The organism is Mucilaginibacter sp. CSA2-8R (assembly GCF_038806765.1).
Classification (GTDB): Bacteria; Bacteroidota; Bacteroidia; order Sphingobacteriales; family Sphingobacteriaceae; genus Mucilaginibacter.
Map to the genome: position 1 here is coordinate 5125200 of NZ_CP152389.1, position 20597 is coordinate 5145796.

Here is a 20597-nt window from a genome sequence, read left to right on the forward strand (position 1 = left end):
AAGTTCCTAATGTTAACATCGCCAAAGTAAGTAAAGTTTGCTTTAGGCTTAATTAAATTAAATTATTGTTCCGGATAGTATTACTGCGCGTTTTTTTACCACTACAATGCCGCCTTGTACGGTGTACGAACCGTAATCACCATCAGCCAATGGCTCGTCGCCGCAGTTAATGCTTACATCATCGCCAATGTGGGCATTTTTATCAATAATGGCGTTTTTAATTTTACAGCGGTCGCCTATACCCATAATAGGGGCGTTGGCTGCCTTGGCATCGGCAATCTGCTCTATGGTTTGGTAGTTGTCGCTCCCCATTACATAGCAGCTTTCAATTTCGGTACCTAAACCTATGCGGGTACGTACACCGATGATTGCATGCGTAATACGGCTGGCATTGATGATACAGCCATCAGCAATAATTGATTTTTCGAGCAGGGTACCTGATATTTTTGAAGGCGGCAACATGCGCGCACGCGTAAAGATGGGCTTTTTATCAAACAGGTTAAACTGAGGTATATCATCAGTAAGACCTAAGTTTGCTTCAAAAAACGACGGAATAGTACCGATATCTTCCCAGTAACCTTCGTATTGGTAGCTGGTTACGCGGTGCGTTTTAATAGATTGCGGTATAATCTCTTTACCAAAGTCTGGATGATCGTTTCCCTGTAATAGTTCATAAAGCGCTTTACGGTTAAAAATGTAAATACCCATTGAGGCCAGGTAGTTACGGTCTTTAGCCGCCATTTCTTCACTTACCTCTGCAGCCCAACTCTCAAAACCGCTTTTTGGTTTTTCAATAAAGTCGGTAATTACACCTTCGGTATCAGTTTTTAAGATCCCGAAGCTCGGCACGTCTTTAGCGTGTACGGGGATGGTAGCTATAGAAATTTCGGCACCGGCGTTGATATGCTGCTGTACCATGTCTTTAAAGTCCAGCTGGTACAACTGGTCGCCGGAGAGGATGAGCACATACTCAAATTCGTGTACAGACAAATGGTGCAGGCTTTGCCTAACGGCATCAGCCGTACCCTGAAACCAGCCCACATTTGATGGGGTTTGCTCGGCAGCTAAGATATCAACAAACGAATCGCTAAAGCTGCTGAAGTGATAAGTGTTTTTGATGTGCTTGTTAAGCGAGGCCGAGTTAAACTGCGTAAGCACAAAAATGCGTTCGAAGCCCGAGTGCAAGCAGTTAGAGATCGGAATATCAACTAAACGATACTTACCGGCAATAGGTACGGCCGGTTTTGAACGGGTGGCGGTTAACGGGAATAAACGTGTTCCCTGGCCCCCGCCAAGTACTATGCTGATTACTTTAGAGTTCATATAGTTGGTTTTAAGCTTTCATAGAGTTGGATGTATTGTTGGGCCGAGCGGGTCCACGAAAAATCGAGCCCCATCATACGTTTACGTAACAATTGTAAATGCGTGGTGTTCTGGTAAAGTGTTACCGCACGGCTAATAGAGTAGCAAATATCATTAACGCTGCTTTGGTTAAAGCAGATACCGTAGCCGCCTTCGTCGCCAAAATCAAGCACAGTGTCAATCAGTCCACCGGTACGCCTCACAATAGGCAAAGTACCGTAACGCAAGGCATATAATTGGTTAAGACCGCAGGGCTCCACGCGCGATGGCATCAGCAAAAAGTCGCTGCCGGCATAAATGAGGTGGGCCAACTCCTCGTTGTAGCCTACGTAAGTGATATAATGGTTCGGAAATTTTGCTTTAAGCTGCGTAAGCGCGGCTTCTGTTTCTTTATCACCGGCGCCTAACATTAAAATATTGAGTTTGCCGGCATGTTCTGTCAGGCTGCGGGTAAAGGCCTCGGGCAGTAAGTCGGCACCCTTTTCAACCACCAGCCTGCCAATAAAAGAGATCAGGGGTAAATCGGGCGAGAAGCCAAAATGCTCGCACAAAGCCTGTTTGTTTTTGAGCTTACCGGCTTCGGGCTGGGCAGGTGTAAACGGCGCAGCAATCATGGGGTCGGTTTCCGGGTTCCACACCTCGGTATCAATCCCGTTAATGATGCCCTGTCCTTTGGCCCGCTCCAGGTAAAACAGTAATTCAAGCCCGTTGGAGTTAACCGAAAGCTCTTCTAAATAACTTGGCGATACGGTAGTATACCTATCACAGCATTTAATGGCGCTGGCCAGTGGGTTAATGCCGCCGTTCCAGTCGAGCAAACCGGCATGAGCCATGTCAACCTCGGGCAGGTAATCAAACTTTTGGTAGCCAAAGGCACCGTGGTACTGCCCATTATGTATGGTAAATACGGTAACGGTTTTGGCCAGCCGCTTGTACAAAGCCGAATGCTGAAGCAAAAAGGGAATCAATCCTACATGATGATCATGGCAGTGAATAATATCGGGCTTTTGCTGCGACCAGTTAATCCAGTCTAAAAACGCCAGCTGAAAAGCAATAAACTGTTCGCGCTCATCGGGGTAGCTATATACCTCGGGGCGGTCGAGCAGGCCGGGAATATAAATCAGAAAAAGCTCAAAGCCTAATTTATTGGTACGCTCTTTCCAGATCTCAAATTCATAACGTTTGGTACCTAACAGGTTCGAGGCTTCAAACACCACGTCAAATTCATTTTCCTGAACAAATTTGCGGTCGTAAAAAGGTAAAACTACCGAAGCCTGTAAACCGGCCTCGTTTTGATATTTGGGTAAGGCGCCTACAACATCGGCCAGCCCGCCAACCTTAGCGATGGGATAACACTCTGCGGCAAGATGAAAAACTTTCATTTTATAGGTATGATGGGCTCAAAGTAAGTAAATACTTCGCTTACAACAATAACCCATCATTAATAAAATGTGTTTTTATCATCTGTTGATTATTGCTTAAAAATGAATATCAAATAATTAACAAATGAGGCTTTATACGCGAAGGCTTGTAAGAACTGCTCAGCATATTAACCGGCTGCATCCACTACAAAAAACCTTTTTTGTTACTAACGGCTGCGCAAGAGGCATCAAATAAAAAAGCCGGAACCGTATATCAAGACTTTACATGCTTGATATATGGTTCCGGCTTTGGTATAGCTCAAAGGGCGGCTTAACCCGCCAGCCTATTTTTGCCTGAAGAATATTTGCACCGGTACGCCGGTAAAATCAAAGTTTTCGCGCAGTTTGTTTTCTATAAAGCGCTTGTATGGGTCTTTAACATATTGCGGCAGGTTACAGAAAAATGCAAACATGGGCGATGTAGCGTTAATCTGGGTAACGTATTTAATTTTTACGTGCTTGCCCTTTAATGCCGGCGGCGGATAGTTTTCAATAATCGGCAGCATCACATCATTCAGTTTTGAGGTTGATATTTTTTTGCTGCGGTTGGCATATACGTCTGCTGCGGTTTCAATTACTTTAAGCAGGCGTTGTTTTTCTAACACCGAGGTAAATACGATAGGCACGTCGGTAAAAGGCGCTGTTTTTTCGCGGATTTGCTCTTCAAAACGTTTAATGGTTTTGTTGTCTTTTTCAATCAAATCCCATTTGTTAACCACCAGCACAATGCCTTTTTTATTTTTTTCGGCCAGGTGGAAGATGTTGATATCCTGCGATTCCAAACCTTCTACCGCATCAATCATCAGAATGATGACATCGGCTTCTTCGAGCGCTTTAATGGTACGCATTACCGAGTAAAACTCGATATTCTCCTTCACCTTGGTTTTTTTACGCAGACCGGCAGTATCAATCAGCATAAACTCATGACCGTAGCGGTTGTAGTGGATATGGATAGAATCGCGGGTGGTACCGGCTATAGGGGTTACAATATTACGCTCTTCGCCAATCAGTGCATTGATGATGGATGATTTACCCACGTTAGGGCGGCCAACAATGGCGTATTTAGGCAGGGTATTTTCTTCGGCAGGCTCATCATCAAAGGTTTTAACCAGCTCGTCCAGCAGTTCGCCGGTGCCCGAACCGGTCATGGACGAGATGTTGTAGATTTCGCCTAAACCCAGGCTATAAAAAATGGTAGCGTCAGACTGCAGTGCATTATTATCTACCTTGTTTACCACGATGAACACCGGCTTTTTGCCTTTGCGCAGCAGGGTGGCTATTTCATCGTCTAAATCGGTAATGCCGGTGGTTACATCCACCATAAATATAATGGCGGTAGCTTCTTCAATGGCAATCACCACCTGCTCGCGGATGGCGGCTTCAAATACATCGTCCGAATTGGCTACGTAGCCGCCGGTATCAATTACGTTAAAGCTGCGGCCCACCCATTCGGCAATGCCATAGTGACGGTCGCGGGTAACGCCGCTAAAGTCATCAACAATGGCTTTACGCGTTTCGGTAAGTCGGTTATATAAAGTGGATTTACCTACGTTAGGACGTCCCACTATGGCTACTATGTTACTCATGTTTTGTAAAGATACAAGAGCTAAGAGCCAAGAACCAAGACATTACTGATGGATGTGCTATGGTTTTGCCTGATAACTCTCTGAATTATTTATACTCTATATTATATTGTTCTTAGCTCCTGCTCTTCAACAGCTAACTATTTTAATGTCTCTTAAGCGCTCAGCTCCTCATGCTGTTATAGCCCAGCCGCTATAAACTTCTTTGCTGATCGCTTCATTCTTTCCAAACTCTATTTCCCTACAACCTCTTGGCTCCTGGTTCTTAGCTCCTGGCTCTACCCCGCCCTTAGTCCTCGTATCCAAACTGTTTTAAGTAGTTCTTTTTGCTGCGCCAGTCGCCGATAACTTTGACGAACATCTGGAGGAATATTTTGCGCTGGAAAAATTCTTCCATGCTGCGGCGGGCGTAGGTGCCTACAATTTTAAGCATTTCGCCGTTTTTGCCGATGAGGATGTTTTTTTGCGAATCGCGCTCCACAATAATTTCGGCACTGATACGGTACAGCTGCTCGCCCTCTAAAAATTCGGTAATAATAACCTCGGTGCTGTACGGAATTTCTTTTTTGTATTGCTTAAATACCTGCTCGCGTATCATCTCCGACGCAAAAAAGCGGTCGTTACGGTCGGTCAGGAAATCCTTTTCGTAATAAGGCGGATGCTCGGGCAGGCTGTCTACCACAAAATCCATCACGCCACGGATGTTATGATCTTTAAGGGCCGAAATAGCGAAAATTGCCTTCGGGTTGAGCTTTTGCTGCCAGTACTCAATTTTGGCCTTTACGGCTTCCTCGTCGCTTTTGTCAATCTTGTTAATCAGTACGGCCAGGGGCGCCAGCGAGCCTTGCAGCTTTTCGAGTACCTCGTTTTCGTCGTGCGTTTCGTTAATGTCGGTCACCAGCAAAATTAGGTCGGCATCTACAATAGAGCCGTTTACCTGGTGCATCATGCTTTCTTGCAGGGCATAGTGCGGTTTAATAACGCCGGGCGTGTCCGAAAAAACAATTTGATAGTCGGGCTGGTTAACAATACCGAGGATGCGGTGACGGGTAGTTTGCGCCTTGGGCGTAATGATGGACATTTTTTCGCCCACGAGGGCGTTCATCAGGGTAGATTTGCCTGCGTTAGGCTTACCAATTATGCTTACAAAACCTGCCCGGTGACTCATATAAAAAATATTAAAAATAAATTTGGAGTACAAAGAAACGAATTATATCTTTGCAGTCCAATAAAAAAACAAACATAGTGCGGGATGGAGCAGTTGGTAGCTCGTCGGGCTCATAACCCGAAGGTCATAGGTTCGAGTCCTGTTCCCGCTACCTGAAAAGAAAAGCCTCAAATCGAAAGATTTGAGGCTTTTTTGGTTTGGATTGATTTATTTTGTCGCTTATTGTATATGTTGCTCGTAGCTTCTACAATAAAAGCTTGTCAAGAAAATGCTACCTTAACACTACGAGTGTTTAAAAATGAGAAGTAAAGTATTGAGCTTTTCTTGTCAAATGAGCGATTGATTGTAACTTAGTCCATGAAAGGCGAACAGTATCGTGCTGTAAAGTCGACTCACTTAATTGGCTTCATAAGAAGCTATCTCAAATCTTTTAAGTACAAGCGGCCTTGCCTATAATGATTAGATTTTGAAGAATATTTAGTTAATGATACAAGATATAATTGACCGGAATGAAGATTTGCAAGCCAATCAAAAGCAGTTGGCTGTACTCAAAGAATACTTTCCGGCTTGTTTTAAAACAGATGGCTATTTTGATATTGAGCGTTTTAGATCGGAAATATCTACTAAGGCCGATTTGATCAATGAAGGCTATGAATTAAAATTTTTAGGTAAAAACTATGCTAAGTTGTTGGCTAGTACCGATACCACTACTGTGATACAGCCGAATGAAAAGCACAACGCATTGCATGAAAACATAAACAGTGAGAATATATACATCAGCGGCGATAACTTAGACGGATTAAAACATCTGCTCAAAAGCTACCAGCGGTCAATAAAGTGTATTTATATAGATCCGCCATACAACACCGGGACTGATGGCTTTGTGTACCAGGATAAATTTAACTATAGTAAAGAAGAGCTGCAAGATAAGTTGAGCCTAAGCGAAGAAGAAGCTGAACGTATACTAGAATTAACCCGCCGAGGCTCTGCTTCTCACTCTGCCTGGCTGATGTTTATGTACAGCCGATTATTATTAGCGCGTGACCTGATGACCGATGACGGAGTTATTTTTATATCAATAGACGACAATGAACAGGCTAACCTCAAGTTGCTTTGCGACGATGTGTTTGGTGAGGAAAATTTTTTGGGGCAAATCATTCACAACAAGCTTAATTCAAAAAACGATACGATTAATATACAAAAGAATCATGACTACATCACATGCTACCGAAGAAGGGCAATTTACTCTTCAAATACTCAAGTTTTACCTTCATTAAAAATAAACAAGCATATCGTCAAAGAGGTGTTTAAGGAAGATGATCGGTTTTATCTTATTAATGACGCTATTACAACAAGGGGTGATGGTGGAACACTAAATAGTAGGAAAAATTTAGGTTACACCATTTACTATAACCCAGATACAAAAGATTTTTTGGGGCTACAAGATTACGACTTGGCACTGGCAACAGTATCAAATAATGAAGAAGAAATATACGCTGACAATGTCGATTTGTTAAATAGGGGCTACACTAAAATTAGACCACCAAAAGTTCGTGGCCAATTAGGCGCATGGACATGGGATCTGATAAATTTTAATGCCTCTAAGGATGAAATTCTTATTAAGCCAACAAAGAGTGGTTATTCTGTTAAAAAAAGAACATTCGTGCCATCAGAAAAGGTCTATCAAGTAGAAGAACGATATTTTGTGTCTTTCGAAAACGTAAGTAATGTCAGAAGTGTATCTGAGTTTTCATCTAATGAAGGCGCAATACAATTGTCTGAATTATTAGGTGTTGATGGTGTATTCAGCAATCCTAAAAATATTAATCTTATTCAATACTTGATCAGTCTAGTTGATTGTAAAGACTCAATTTTTCTAGATTTCTTCTCCGGTTCTGGATCAACGGCTCATAGTATAATGCAACTTAATGCAAACGACGACGGTAAGCGTAAGTTTATTACTATCCAACTGCCAGAGAGGATTGATTCTAACGATATATCTCAAAAAGCTGCATCTATTTTTCTGAGAGAAAACGGTTTGCCTTTAACATTAGATTTTATTGGAATAGAACGCATCAAACGCGCTGCTGCCAAGATTAAAAGTAAGCATGCCGATAAAGAATTAGATTTGGGTTTTAAACATTACACATTAGTCGAGCCAAACCAAAACACATTAGATAAACTGGAAAGCTTTGACAGATCAGCTTTGTTAGTAGACACCAATGTTATAGACGACTTTGGTAAGCCTACCATTTTAGCAACCTGGCTTAATACCGATGGCTACGGTCTTACCGCACAGGCACAAGCCATAGATTTGGCCGGTTACGCCGCCTACTATTATGAAAAGCACCTCTACTTTATTGATCCAAATTTTAATTTGGAGAGTATGAAAGCCTTACTGGCAAAATATGACAGTGATGGTCATTTTAACCCTGAAAATCTGATACTCTTTGGCTACAGTTTTCCCGACTGGAGCATTAACGAAATGGTAGAAAAAAATCTGCGCGTACTTAATGACTGCGAAAAGAATTTGAAAATTAATTATACCATTAGATATTAAGCTATATGGAACTATTACTAAAAAACGATTTGCCTCACCAGGTAAAAGCGTATAATGCAATAGCTAATGTATTTAGTGAGGAGTTGATACAAAAAAATGCCTTGTATTATCAAAACCCTACGCTCGTATTAGACAGGCATACGTTATTGACTTATATAGCACAGGTTCAGAAAGAAAATAAAGTACCAACCGAAAATAAAGCGCAGAACGAAATAGGGTCTTACCTTAACCTTGATGTTAAGATGGAAACAGGTACGGGTAAAACCTATGTTTATACTGCTGCCATGTACGAGCTACATAAACGTTACGGCATCAACAAATTTATCGTAGTGGTGCCTACCTTGGCCATTAAAGCCGGTGCCAAACAATTTATGCAAGATGGTTATACCCAACGCCATTTCAAAGATCAATGTGGTTATGGTACCGAACTGGATGTTTTGGTACTCGAAGCTGCAAAAAAAAAGAATAAAGGGAAAAATTATTTTCCAAGTGTAGTGCGTGAGTTTGTAGCAGGTAGCAGTCAGAATACTAACAAAATTTATGTGCTGCTTACTAATATGGCGTTATTAGGTGGCAACTCTAAAATGCTGACTGATAATTACGACTATGGTGTAGAGGGCTTTTATAAGCCGATTAAAGGCATCAACGCAACCAAGCCATTTGTAATTATTGACGAGCCACATCGTTTCAGTAAAAAGCAAAAAGCATATCAGTTTGTGGAAAAAGAAATACAACCGCAAGCGATTGTACGCTTAGGTGCAACGTTTCCCGAAGAGGAAGTTGGAAAAGGTAAAAACAAGGTCAAAAGGCGTGATTATAAAAACCTATTGTATGACCTTAACGCCTTCGAAGCCTTCAATCAAGACTTGGTTAAAGGAATAGCTAAAGAGCACTTTGAACCCATTAGTCAAAAACAGGATAAAGTTAAAATTATGAGCATTGCTGGCAAAAGCGAGGCAAAGTTTAACCTTATACAAAAAGATGCACCTGTTAAATCTTTTACTTTATCGAAAGGAGATAGTCTTGGTATTATATCGGCCGAATTAGAAGGTATTGTAATAGACGCTATTACGAATAGTACCGTTGAACTTTCGAACGGACAAATCAAAAGTACAGGCGAAGAATTCAGTACCGATATATATTCATCATCCTACCAAGAGTCAATGTTACGTTTGGCGTTAGAACGTCATTTTGAAGTAGAACGTATAAACTTTGCACGCAATAACAAGATCAAGACGTTGGCGTTGTTCTTCATTGATGATATTCATTCTTATCGTACAAATGAGCAACAAGAAAAGACCCCTTATTTAAAAGCTGCTTTTGAGCGTTTACTGATAGAAAAGATTAACGCTCTATTGCCCGAACTTAGTGCGCAAGAACAGGAATACAAAGAATATTTGTTAGCCACTAAAGCAGATGTAGACGCTAGCCATGCAGGCTATTTTTCACAAGACAATAGTAGTTCTGACGAAGCCATTGCTCAAGAGGTACAAGAAATTTTATACGAAAAAAAGAAGCTATTGTCTATTAAAAATGGCAAAAGCATATTTAATACTCGTCGCTTTCTGTTTTCCAAATGGACGCTTAAAGAGGGGTGGGATAATCCTAATGTGTTTACCATTGCCAAATTAAGAAGCAGTGGTAGCGACAATAGTAAAATACAAGAAGTAGGCAGAGGCTTGCGCTTACCTGTTGACGAATTTGGGAACCGAATATCAAACGAGCAATTTAAACTTAATTACATTATTGACTTCACAGAGGCTGATTTTGCTGAAAAACTTGTTAACGAAATAAACGCAGACTTACCAAAAGGCTTTGTAATTACTGACGAAGATATTTCTCGTGTAGCAGATCAACGTAAGATAGACGCAGATGATTTGTTTTTGGAGTTGTTGACTAAGAAATATATTGACCGAAATAAAAATATAAAGGCGGAAAATAGAAATCAGTTTTTTCAGGAGTACCCTGAGTTCACCAAGGGTTTAAAACAAGGTAAGGTAGAAGATCGTAATAAAAAACCAGAAAGAAAGATCAAAATACGAAAGGCTGTGTATGATGAGTTAAAAACCTTATGGGCAGCTATCAACAGCAAATATATTTTGTATTATGAAAGAATTGAAGAGGAGAACTATTTGTTTGACGAACTTTTGAGTCTTTTTAGGAAAGGCGTTTTTTCGGATGTGTATATGAATAGCCGCCGCTCTGAATTGAATACAAAAGGAGATATTGCCACTTTAAATGAAGACACAGGAGTGCAATACAAAATTAATCGTCCTATTCATTATGCAGAGTTTTTAAAACGAATCAATAAGCAAACCAACTTATCTATTCAGTTTGTGCACGGAGTAATAGTGGAATACGCCAAAGATAATAGGGTTACTGATGAAATGTTTAACGAACAGAGCGTTTCAAACCTTAAAAGATTATTTCAAGATTGGAAGATTGAGAAACTTAATGGTCGGTTTAGTTACTCTAAGGCTAATTTACCAATGAAAGGGACGCCTCTTTCCTACGCCAATGGTAGCCCGAAAGCTGAAATAACACAAGGTATTATAGGTACAAAGTTCATCGAAGGCCAGCCCACGGAAAACTATCTTTATGATGTATATGCGTTTGATTCTCCTTTAGAGAAGGAAAATTTGTTAGCAGGTGGTATACAGGAAATTGTAGTTTATGGTAAAATACCAAAGAATAGTGTTGCTATTCCGACCACTACGGGTCAATCCTATAGCCCTGATTTTATGTATGTAGTGAAGAAAGGCAATGGTGATAAAATTTTGAACATAATTGTAGAAACCAAGGATGTCGAAAATCAAAAAACGCTACGAGGCATAGAAGAGGCAAAAATATCTTGTGCTAAGCAATTTTTTAATCAACTTACTATTGATGGTTATAAAGTTGAATTCAAAACACAATTGAATGGTGAAAAAATCAAGCAGGTAATTGATGAAGTAATGACCCTTAATTAAACAGGTCATTACTTCATCAACATAATAATTTTCTATGACCATATTACGCTCCTTTTCACCTCACTTTAATCACCCCACTATTCACCACCTTCACCTCCTTCGTATTCCCCGCGCTATACACATTAACATTTACTAACGCCGGAAACTTCACATTATCCAGCTTAATGGCAAAAGGCGGTTTAGGCCCGGTAGTGTTAAACTTTACGTTCTCCAGGCGCAGGTGCTGCACGTTCATGGCGCCTAAGGCCCAGGGGGCTTCGCTGGTGGCGTTGGTGGCATAGGTTACCTGCAGGTTTTTAAACAACACGTTTTGGTACCCAAAGCCGGGGGCGGCGTTTACGGCAATACAGCGTTTAATGGAGTCGGCCACGATGTTTTCTACCGTAATATCCCGGGCGTTGTTGCCTTTGTGCAGTTCAAAAATAAAAGGGTTATCCATGTTGCTCATTTTCAGGTTGGAGATAATCACGCCTTCAATGTCGCCTTTTACCAGTCCCCAGCCGCCGGGCTGGATGTAAATACCGGCCAGCATATTGGTGCGGTGCAGTTTACCCGAGGTGCGGTGCGCAAACTTGCCCGGTCCGGCAAAAAGGCTTTGGGTAACGGTAAAGCCGTTCACTGGCATAATCACCCGGATGCCGTTGCACGCCGAGTTAACCGAACAGTTTTGCACCCTAAAGTTTTCCCAAAAACCACCGGCAATAGCATCGTCGCCGGTCTGCAAATCGCAACCGTCTAACAATACGTTTTTACCGCCGCGAATGTGAATCCCATCCCAGCCCTGGCGGATGCGCACCTTACGGAAAACCACATCCTGCAGGTTATAAGCCAGGATAGCGTAGTTGGCCGCCTTTTCGATAGTCACATTCTCAAACTTTACCCCCGTGCAGTTGGCCAGAATAATGGTATGCGGACCGCGCATGTTTTCTTCGCCTTTGGGGTTAAACACATGCTCGCCGTCAATCGCACCATCGCCCGATATGCTGATGTTGTTGGCACCCTCACCAATAATTAAAGCCTTGGTCCACACGGTATCATAAGCGCTGTTGCCATTGTTGCCCTCATCGCTGATGGTGCTGTATTTAGACAGGTCGGTTTTGGGTACAAACGATTGGTAGCGGTTAGCATCGGCCACGCCCTTTAACACCGCGCCCTTGCTCAGCAGCAGGTTTACCTTGCTCTTGAGGTAAATGGTAGATGTTAAAAAAACACCTTTCGGCACTACCACCGTACCGCCGCCAGCCTTAAAGCATTGGGTAATGGTCCGGTTAATCACGTCGGTATTCACGGTTTTATCATCGCCCTTGGCACCCATGGCCTGTATGTTAAAACGCTTTCCCTGAGCATGGCTGAGGGTAGGTATAAGCGTTAGTAAAGCGTTACAAGCAATAACAATAAAAGAGGTTTTGAGCCGGCGGGTTGTGTATTTCATCAAATAAAGCATACGGGCAAGGGACCGTATGCTTCAAATATAAAAGATTTTTGATAGCAAAACCTCGTACTAAAACCTTTTAGTTGAACCGGTCTGTTTATCCGGCCCGGCGCCTCTCTTCTTCGCTGGCGGTATTGCGGCGGCGGGTGGCCGTTACGTCGCTGCCCAGCCGGTAACTCATACTAAAGGTGATGCTGCGGGTATCGTTCTTTTCGTAAAAACCGTTGCGCTGGTTCTGGTAGTTTACATTAATGCGGTAGGCATTGCCATAAAAAATATCGTTCACCGCCAGGCGCATTGTTCCCTGCCCGTTCAGGATAGTTTTACGGATGCCGGCGCTTACATCATAAGTGTGGGCCACCTTAAAAATACCCTGTATAGAGGGCGATGAGTACCAGGCGCTGGCCTCGGCTTTGAGATTGTGCTTTTTGCTCAGGGTAAAGGCATGGTCGGTACTGAGGTAGGCCCGCCATAAATGGTAATCGTAACTGCCGTTTAAGTACCCCGAACGTTCCTGGTGAATGGTTCCTTGCAGGTAATTGTTAATTTCCCACCAGGCAGCAGGCTTTACCGGGAACGACAAGGCAACACCCGCTTCGCGGCTGAGCTCCAGGTTTTGCTGGGTATCATAAAAAAGCTTGTTCACGTTGTCCTGCACGGTAATATTGCTAAAATAATTGTTGGTGTGCCGGTAAAACAGGGTAGCGTTGTATTGCCCTTTGTAAGTATAGCCCAGCTCGACGTTATGAATGAAGGCCGGCTGCAAGGCAGGGTTGCCCACCAGGTAAGTATAAGGGCTGCTGTAAGATTTAAAAGGATTGAGCCTTACATACTCGGGCCGGTTAATGCGGTAACCGTAGGTAAAATTAAACTCGTTATCAGCATCAAGCTTATACATCACAAACAAGGTAGGGAACAGCTTAAAATAGCGGTTGAGGTTTAGCGAGTCGAGCGTGACGGAGTAGCCACGGGTGCGGGTATATTCGCCGCGCAGACCGCCCTGCAGGCTCCACTTGCCAAGGCTGCCGGATATACTGGTATAAGCCGCAGCCGTGTTTTCGCTGTACCTGAAGTTGTCGCTCCGGGCCGGGATGAGCACCGGCGCAGGCCCTCCGTTATTATAAAAATCAAAAATATTCTGGCTCACAATGCTGCTGTACTTAGCGCCCGATTCCATATTCCACTTTTTGCCCAGCTTGTAGGTATAATCTACCTTGCCCGAATAAATGCTGATGTTTTGTACTGAAGGGGTATAAATGTTGTACGGACTGGAAGCCAGGCCGCCACCGGGCAGTAGCGACAGGTTGTTTACAAACTGCCCGTTGTTGTTGCGGTAAGGCGCATAGTCTATATCAATATTCAGGCTGCGGCCGTTGGTGTCCAGTTTGGCTTTATAGTTCAGGTTAAAGCTGTACTGGTTGGTGCGGCCGTTGGTAAGCGTATTGGTTTGCAGCACCGAATCGAGCATGGAGCGATAGTTGTTAAAAATATTGGTTTGTACGGCATTGGTGCGGTTGTTTAAACTATTGTATCCGGTCACCAAAAAGCCAATTACTTGTTTGCTGGTCAGGTTGTAATCGGCCCCGGCCCGGTAGGTATGCCCCCGGCCCCAGCGGATGCCCCTTTTGGTATTTTCCCAATCCGAGTAACTGCCGGGGTTCTGGTAAATAATGTATTCGTCTTCGCGGTGGTCTTTTTTGCGCTGGTTGTAACCGTAGTTGCCGTAAATATTCAGTTTGCCTTTGCGGTAATTAAACACGCTGCTGGCAATATAGCTGCCGTAAGTAGCTTGGGTGTATACGCCGTTTAAAATCACATTCAGCCCCTGCCCCTTGGGCTTTTTTGATACAATGTTGATAACCGCTCCGCCCTGCGCATCGTACCGCGCGGTAGGGTTGGTAATAATTTCCATCTTGCTCACATTGTCAGACGGCAGGTTGCGCAGGTAATTGGCCAAATCCTCGCCCGAGAGCCGCAGGGGTTTATCGTCCATATACACAATTACGCCCTTGCCCATGGCGCTGATGCCGCCATCAAACTTGGTTTGCACGCCGGGTGCCTTACTCAAGGCATCCCATACAGTACTGCCGCTGGCTATGGGGCTGTTTTCTACATTAAAAACTACGCGGTCAATCTTGCGTTCAATGATGGGCTTGTTGGCATTTACGGTTACCTGCTGCAGTTGCTGGGCCTTGGGCTGCATGATGATTTGCAGGGTATCGACAGGTAAACGGAGCTTACGCTTCACTGTTTGGTAGCCCACATGCGTTGCCGTTAAACTATAACTTGCGCCCGGCTTAATGTGTAGCTCAAACACACCCTGCCGGGACAAAACGGATGGTACGGGTTTATCATTTAAGCTCAGCGTAATCGTAACGGCGTCCAGCGGCTGGCGTGCAGCATTGGTGACCGTGCCTTTAATAACCGATTGTGCAAACAAGCAGTAAGGTAACAACAGCGCAATAAGTGATAAGGCTTTTTTCATGCAGTAAAACTACCCGTAAGTAATATTAAGCAAACTTAACAAGTATTAAATAACATTAAATTGTGTTTTTACCGGGCACGTAATAAAATCTTATTGGCAAATTAGCTTCATGAAAAGGCTTCCGGCCCGTTATGTATACGCTTTGGTTATTGCATCGTTAATCATTACGGTCAGTTTGCAATTGGTGTGGCTTGCTCAAATTTATAAGAGCCAGCACCGGCAGCTTAAAACGGAGGTTGAAGAACTGGTAAGCACAGCGGCCAAAACCACCACCTACAACAGTATAGCCCGCGGGCACGAGCAAAGTGCCCGCTTCCGCGAGTTTTTTATGTCGCCGCAATGGCTGCAGCTCCGGCAGTCTTTTGACGATTTAAAGGTAGATGACCTGCATAGCGAATTTCATTACGGCTTAACCGAAGATAGCACTGTAGTGCAAATGCGCTTATCTTTTTTAAACCATAATATTCGCTACAAACCACATGCTTCGCACGTTATTGATACGCAACTACCCAGGGTTAACCAGCTGCTTGATGTGCGAACGTTTAAACAAATGGATAGCACCATAACAGCCGCTTTGCATCAGGCCGGCATAAGCACCGCTGCATACGCTGCCCGTTATGATTATGACCACGACCGTTTAGATAGCACAACCGCACCAACAAAGCAAATCCAGCCGGCTTTTGCCAGCAAGCACTACACCTATAATTTAAAATTTTTACATAAATATCAGCTCGTTTTACCATCGTTAACCGGCACAGTACTTTACAGGATGCGGTATTACCTGGTGTCGTCGGTGTTGATGATATTGCTTACCGGCATTGCCTTTTTAGTGATTATTAAAATGATGCGTAGCCAGCAGTTGTATGCGCAGGCACGTTTTGCGTTTACCAGCAACATGACTCATGAACTGAAAACACCGGTATCTACTGTGGCTATCGCCCTCGAAACCATCAGTAATAACCATTTAGAAAATCATCCGGCTATGTTAAAAAACTATATTGAAATGAGCCGGAGCGAGCTGCGCAGGCTTAACCTGATGATTGAAAAAGTATTAAACCTGGAACAGGCAGATAACGGCGAGGTAAGTTACCGGCACGAGTTGTTTGATGTACAGCAGGGGATAGAGAACGTATTGGCTTCTATGCAACTGCAAATTGCGCATAAAGAAGCACAGATCAACTGGCAGCCACTACCGGAGCCCTGCTTTGTATACGGCGACCCGGCGCACCTCACCAATGTATTTTATAACCTGACCGAAAATGCCTTAAAATATGGCGGACAGGGTGTACAGTTGCACATCAGTTGTAGTCGCAGCCATAGCGAGGTAATTATTAAATTTAGTGATAACGGACCCGGTATAGAACCTTTGTACCACCAGCGGGTGTTTGACCGTTTTTTTAGGGTGCCCGGTGCTACGGCGAACATACACCAGGTAAATGGTTCGGGCCTGGGCCTAAATTATGTTAAACAAGTGATTGAGCAGCACAGTGGCTGGGTGGCACTGCAAAGCACCAAGGGCAAAGGGTGTACATTTATTTTATACTTACCTGCAGCAGCATGAAGTACCGCATATTATACGCCGAAGACGAGCCTTTTTTGGCGCAGATTACCGCTGATAATTTACAACTTAAAGGCTATGAGGTATTAGCAGCTACCAATGGGCAAGAAGCACTGGCACTGTTTAAAAACCATAAGCCCGACCTGTGCCTGCTGGATATTATGATGCCACTAAAGGATGGTTATACGCTGGCCGATGACATCAGGCAGTTAAACCCGCTGGTCCCGATAATTTTTTTGAGCGCCAAATCAATGCCCGAAGATGTGGTGAAGGGTTTTAAAAGCGGAGGGCATGATTATCTTAAAAAACCGTTTAGTATTGCCGAGCTACTGGTTCGCATCGAGTCGCTGCTAATGCGCTTTGGCACAGGGCCTGCACAAAGCACGGAGGCACCGCAAACGGTGTACACCTTTGGTAACTCCCGACTGGATACTATTACACAGCGTTTGCAAACGCCGTTAAGCCTTTACGATCTGTCGTTTAAAGAGATGGAGCTGCTTAAACTATTGCTGCAAAACCAAAACCAGGTGCTGGAGCGGCAGCAGGCCTTGCAAACCATCTGGGGCGATGACAATTATTATAACGCCAACAGCATGACGGTTTTTGTTACCCACCTTCGCAAAATGCTTAAAGACGATTTGCAAATACAGGTCTTAAATATCAGGGGCATCGGTTATAAGTTAATTTGCTAATCTGATAGATTGCCTGTAATTACGGCCGCAACGTTTCTTATTTCGATTCATACCTGAGGGGTATGCTGTATAAGTCGGCAGTTGTTTGTAGTTTTACGGCCATCTATCTGTTTCGTTTTATGAAAAACTGGTTGTTGCTGATTCCGGCGCTGTTCGTGTTATCGTGTAAAAGTCCTGCCGAAAAGGAAGAAACCCGGCAGCTTAACAAACTTGCCGAAGATTATGTGCACCTGGGTTTAACCATAGGGCAGTACGACGAGGCCTTTGTGGATGCCTACTACGGTCCCGACTCGCTGAAACCGAAACAGGCCGCCGGCGAGGATTTCCCGAAAGACAGTCTTTTAGCGTCGGTTAATGAGCTAACCAATGCCCTGGGCAACCTGTCTCATGCCTCCACCATCGACTCCAATAAAATGCGCGCCAACTGGATGTACGACCAGCTGATGGCCTTTAGCCGCCGCATCCGCATTGCCAGCGGCGAGTATGAGTCGTTTGATGATGAGTCGAAACAGCTTTTTGGTGTGGTAGCACCCGAATATAATGAAGACTATTTTAAAGCTTATATAGACCAACTGGACAGTATTTTACCCGGCCGCGGCAACGTGAACGACCGCTTCCAGAAACTGGCCCGGCACTTTGTGATCCCTAAAGATAAACTGGAAACGGTAATGAATGCTGCTATTGCCGAAGCCCGCAAGCGCACCAAGGCCCACTACCAGTTACCCGCTAACGAAAGTTTTACCCTCGAGTTTGTAACCGATAAACCCTGGACGGGTTACAACTGGTACAAAGGCAACTATAAAAGCGTTATCCAGATTAATACTGATACCAAAGCTTACATTGAGCGCGCCATCGATGTAGGCAGCCACGAAAGCTATCCCGGTCACCATGTGTACAACATGATGCTCGAAAAAAACCTGTACCGGGGCCGCGGCTGGGTAGAGCTGTCGTTATACCCACTGTTTAGTCCGCAGTCGTTAATTGCCGAGGGCAGCGCCAATTACGGCGTGGAGCTGGCTTTTCCCGGTAACGATAAAGTAAATTTTGCTAAGGCTACCTTGCTACCCCTGGCTGGATTAGATACCGCCGGCATCGACGTATACTTTAAAGCGCTTGCCATTAAAGCCAAATTAAACTACGTGCGCAACGAGGTAGCCCGCGGATTGATTAACGATACCATGACCCGCAGCAAAGCCCTAAGCTGGCTGCGCAAATACGGACTGATGAGCGATGAGGTGGCCGAAAAATCGCTCGACTTTATCAGAAAAAACCGCAGTTACGTCATCAACTACAATTACGGCCAGGACCTGGTTAAAAACTATGTAGAGCAGCAAGGCGGCACCGCTAAAAATCCCAATAAGCGCTGGGAAATATTTGGCCAGTTGCTGAGCAGTGAGGTTTCGCCTGCCAGTTTGGTAAAGCACTAACCCAACAACGCCACTACATTTATTAATTTGATTTTGAAGTGATTGTTTGAATTTGACAATCATTGGTTTGATGGATACAAACGTTCGGGCAGTTTCTTTGCTCACCTTTGTATCACAAAAACAAACAAGCAATGAATAAGAAAGTATGGTACGTTACCGGTGCTTCTAAAGGATTAGGCTTAGCATTGGTTAAAAAACTGCTCGCAAACGGTTATCGGGTTGCAGCAACTTCACGATCTGCAGAAGCTTTAAAGTCGGCAGTAGGTGCAGTAGAAGGTGATGCCTTTTTACCGCTTGGCGTTGATTTGACGGATGCCGGTTCAGTAAGCGCATCCATTAAGCAAACGGTAGAGCATTTCGGAACAATAGATGTCGTAGTTAACAACGCCGGCTTTGGTATTGGCGGCAGTGTGGAGGAATTATCTGAGCAGGAAGTGGCCGAAAGTTTTAATGTTAATGTGTTTGCCACTATACAAGTTACTAAACAGGCATTGCCTTATATGCGTAAGCAGCGGTCGGGGCACATCATCAACATATCATCTATCGCCGGTTTTGCGGCAGCTACCGGCTGGGCTATGTACGCGGCTACCAAATTTGCGGTAATAGGTTTGAGCGAGGTACTGGCCGAAGATGTGCGCGAGTTGGGTATAAACGTAACGGTAGTAGCTCCGGGTGGATTCCGCACCGAGTTTTTAAGCCAGCAGTCTTTAGTAATCTCCGACCATAAGATTAACGACTATCAAGCCATCCGGGCCTCGCACGAACGCTACCTAACTATGGACGGCAAGCAGGCCGGCGACCCGGAAAAGGCTGCCGACGTATTTATTCAGCTGGCCGAAATGCCCGAACCTCCCGCTAGGTTTTTTATGGGTACTGATGCCTATAACCGGGCTGTACAAAAAACAAAACTGCTGACTGACGACTTAGAAAAGTGGAAAACGCTATCGTCTTTTACTGACTTTGAAGCGTAGGTCGTTGTTTTATATTTGCAATACTTATGCAAACCGAATCGCTCGAAGATTTTTACCGGCACAAGTTTAACTGGATGCCCGATGACCTGAAAAAGGACATTGGGCACTTCAATGTATTTAACCTGGAAGAGACGTACCGGCATGGATACAGCACCGTTAAATACAGCCGCCGCGATTTTTATAAGATTATGCTCATCCGCGGGCGGCACTTGTTTCATTATGCTGATAGAAGTGTGGAAGTTAATGGTACTAACCTTATCTTCTTCAATCCGTTGGTGCCGTATAAATTTGAGCGGCTTACCCATGATCCATCAGGTTACTTCTGTATTTTCAGGGAAGCATTTTTTGCCGGTCAGGTGCGCAACGGCATCAAGGAAATACCCATGTTTGTTATGGGCGGACAAGCAGTGTTTCCCCTGAGTGCAGAAAAGGATGCAGAAATAACCAGCATCTTCAAAAAAATGCAGGAGGAACTTGAGCAGGATTATCTTTACAAATACGACTTGATTCGTAATTACCTGATGGAGATAATCCACCAGGCGCTAAAGCTAAAACCGTCGGAAACGCTGTATCAGCAGGCAGACGCCAATACCCGTTTAACCGCCGTATTTACCGACTTGCTGGAACGCCAGTTTCCTATAGAATCGGTATCTCAGCAATTTGGTATGCGCTCGGCCAAAGCCTTTGCCCAGCAGCTCAATGTGCATGTTAATCACCTTAACCGTGCTGTGCGCGTGGTAACCGGCAAAACCACCACCGAACTTATTTTTGAGCGCCTCATAGCCGAGGCCAAAGCCCTGTTGCAACACACCAACTGGAACGTTGCCGAAATAAGTTACTGCCTGGGTTTCGAAGAACCCTCGCACTTTAATCATTTCTTTAAAAAGCTTACCCACGCCACGCCGACATCGTTTAGGCAAATAGCCTCCTGATAATTTACAACTACAACAAAGCAACAATACCTCCCAA

At 44.1% G+C, this 20597-nt stretch carries 13 protein-coding genes and 1 tRNA gene; 8 read left to right on the plus strand and 6 right to left on the minus strand.

Annotated features, from left to right (window positions below):
- Positions 1 to 57 precede the first annotated feature (57 nt).
- From AAGR14_RS21785 to era, 4 genes are all read right to left on the minus strand, one after another.
- Positions 58 to 1323, minus strand: coding sequence for a glucose-1-phosphate adenylyltransferase (locus AAGR14_RS21785; protein WP_342646354.1), 1266 nt, complete (start codon positions 1321 to 1323; stop codon positions 58 to 60).
- A complete protein-coding gene (locus tag AAGR14_RS21790) occupies positions 1320 to 2744 on the minus strand; it encodes a glycogen/starch synthase (RefSeq protein ID WP_342646355.1) in 1425 nt (474 codons plus the stop codon). Before AAGR14_RS21790 ends, AAGR14_RS21785 begins: the two co-directional genes overlap by 4 nt.
- A gap of 323 nt (positions 2745 to 3067) precedes the next feature.
- On the minus strand, positions 3068 to 4369 hold the full coding sequence (gene der, locus AAGR14_RS21795; RefSeq protein ID WP_342646356.1) for a ribosome biogenesis GTPase Der: 1302 nt from the start codon (positions 4367 to 4369) through the stop codon (positions 3068 to 3070).
- A gap of 286 nt (positions 4370 to 4655) precedes the next feature.
- Positions 4656 to 5534 (minus strand): GTPase Era, encoded by an 879-nt coding sequence (era, locus tag AAGR14_RS21800; protein ID WP_342646357.1) that lies wholly within the window; start codon positions 5532 to 5534, stop codon positions 4656 to 4658.
- A gap of 78 nt (positions 5535 to 5612) precedes the next feature.
- Between era and AAGR14_RS21805 the strand changes: the two genes are divergently transcribed.
- From AAGR14_RS21805 to AAGR14_RS21815, 3 genes are all read left to right on the plus strand, one after another.
- A tRNA-Met gene (locus tag AAGR14_RS21805) sits at positions 5613 to 5685 on the plus strand.
- A 333-nt stretch (positions 5686 to 6018) separates the two neighbouring features.
- Positions 6019 to 8094, plus strand: a complete 2076-nt coding sequence (locus AAGR14_RS21810) for a site-specific DNA-methyltransferase (protein ID WP_342646358.1) — start codon at positions 6019 to 6021, stop codon at positions 8092 to 8094.
- A gap of 5 nt (positions 8095 to 8099) precedes the next feature.
- Positions 8100 to 11063: a type III restriction-modification system endonuclease gene (locus AAGR14_RS21815; protein WP_342646359.1), complete on the plus strand. Its 2964-nt coding sequence runs from the start codon at positions 8100 to 8102 to the stop codon at positions 11061 to 11063.
- Between the two features lie 55 nt (positions 11064 to 11118).
- On the opposite strand, the gene AAGR14_RS21820 is transcribed toward AAGR14_RS21815, so the two are convergent.
- On the minus strand, positions 11119 to 12495 hold the full coding sequence (locus AAGR14_RS21820; protein WP_342646360.1) for a right-handed parallel beta-helix repeat-containing protein: 1377 nt from the start codon (positions 12493 to 12495) through the stop codon (positions 11119 to 11121).
- A gap of 97 nt (positions 12496 to 12592) precedes the next feature.
- Entirely contained in the window at positions 12593 to 14980 is a 2388-nt protein-coding gene (locus AAGR14_RS21825) for an outer membrane beta-barrel family protein (protein ID WP_342646361.1), read from the minus strand.
- Positions 14981 to 15089: 109 nt separating this feature from the next.
- Between AAGR14_RS21825 and AAGR14_RS21830 the strand changes: the two genes are divergently transcribed.
- From AAGR14_RS21830 to AAGR14_RS21850, 5 genes are all read left to right on the plus strand, one after another.
- Positions 15090 to 16541, plus strand: coding sequence for a HAMP domain-containing sensor histidine kinase (locus AAGR14_RS21830; protein WP_342646362.1), 1452 nt, complete (start codon positions 15090 to 15092; stop codon positions 16539 to 16541).
- Positions 16538 to 17230: a response regulator transcription factor gene (locus tag AAGR14_RS21835; protein ID WP_342646363.1), complete on the plus strand. Its 693-nt coding sequence runs from the start codon at positions 16538 to 16540 to the stop codon at positions 17228 to 17230. Before AAGR14_RS21830 ends, AAGR14_RS21835 begins: the two co-directional genes overlap by 4 nt.
- 119 nt (positions 17231 to 17349) lie before the next feature.
- Complete coding sequence (locus tag AAGR14_RS21840) at positions 17350 to 18657, plus strand: hypothetical protein (RefSeq protein ID WP_342646364.1); 1308 nt, start codon at positions 17350 to 17352, stop codon at positions 18655 to 18657.
- 131 nt (positions 18658 to 18788) lie between these two features.
- Positions 18789 to 19628: an SDR family NAD(P)-dependent oxidoreductase gene (locus AAGR14_RS21845; protein WP_342646365.1), complete on the plus strand. Its 840-nt coding sequence runs from the start codon at positions 18789 to 18791 to the stop codon at positions 19626 to 19628.
- Between the two features lie 26 nt (positions 19629 to 19654).
- Positions 19655 to 20560: an AraC family transcriptional regulator gene (locus tag AAGR14_RS21850; RefSeq protein WP_342646366.1), complete on the plus strand. Its 906-nt coding sequence runs from the start codon at positions 19655 to 19657 to the stop codon at positions 20558 to 20560.
- Positions 20561 to 20597: the final 37 nt, after the last annotated feature.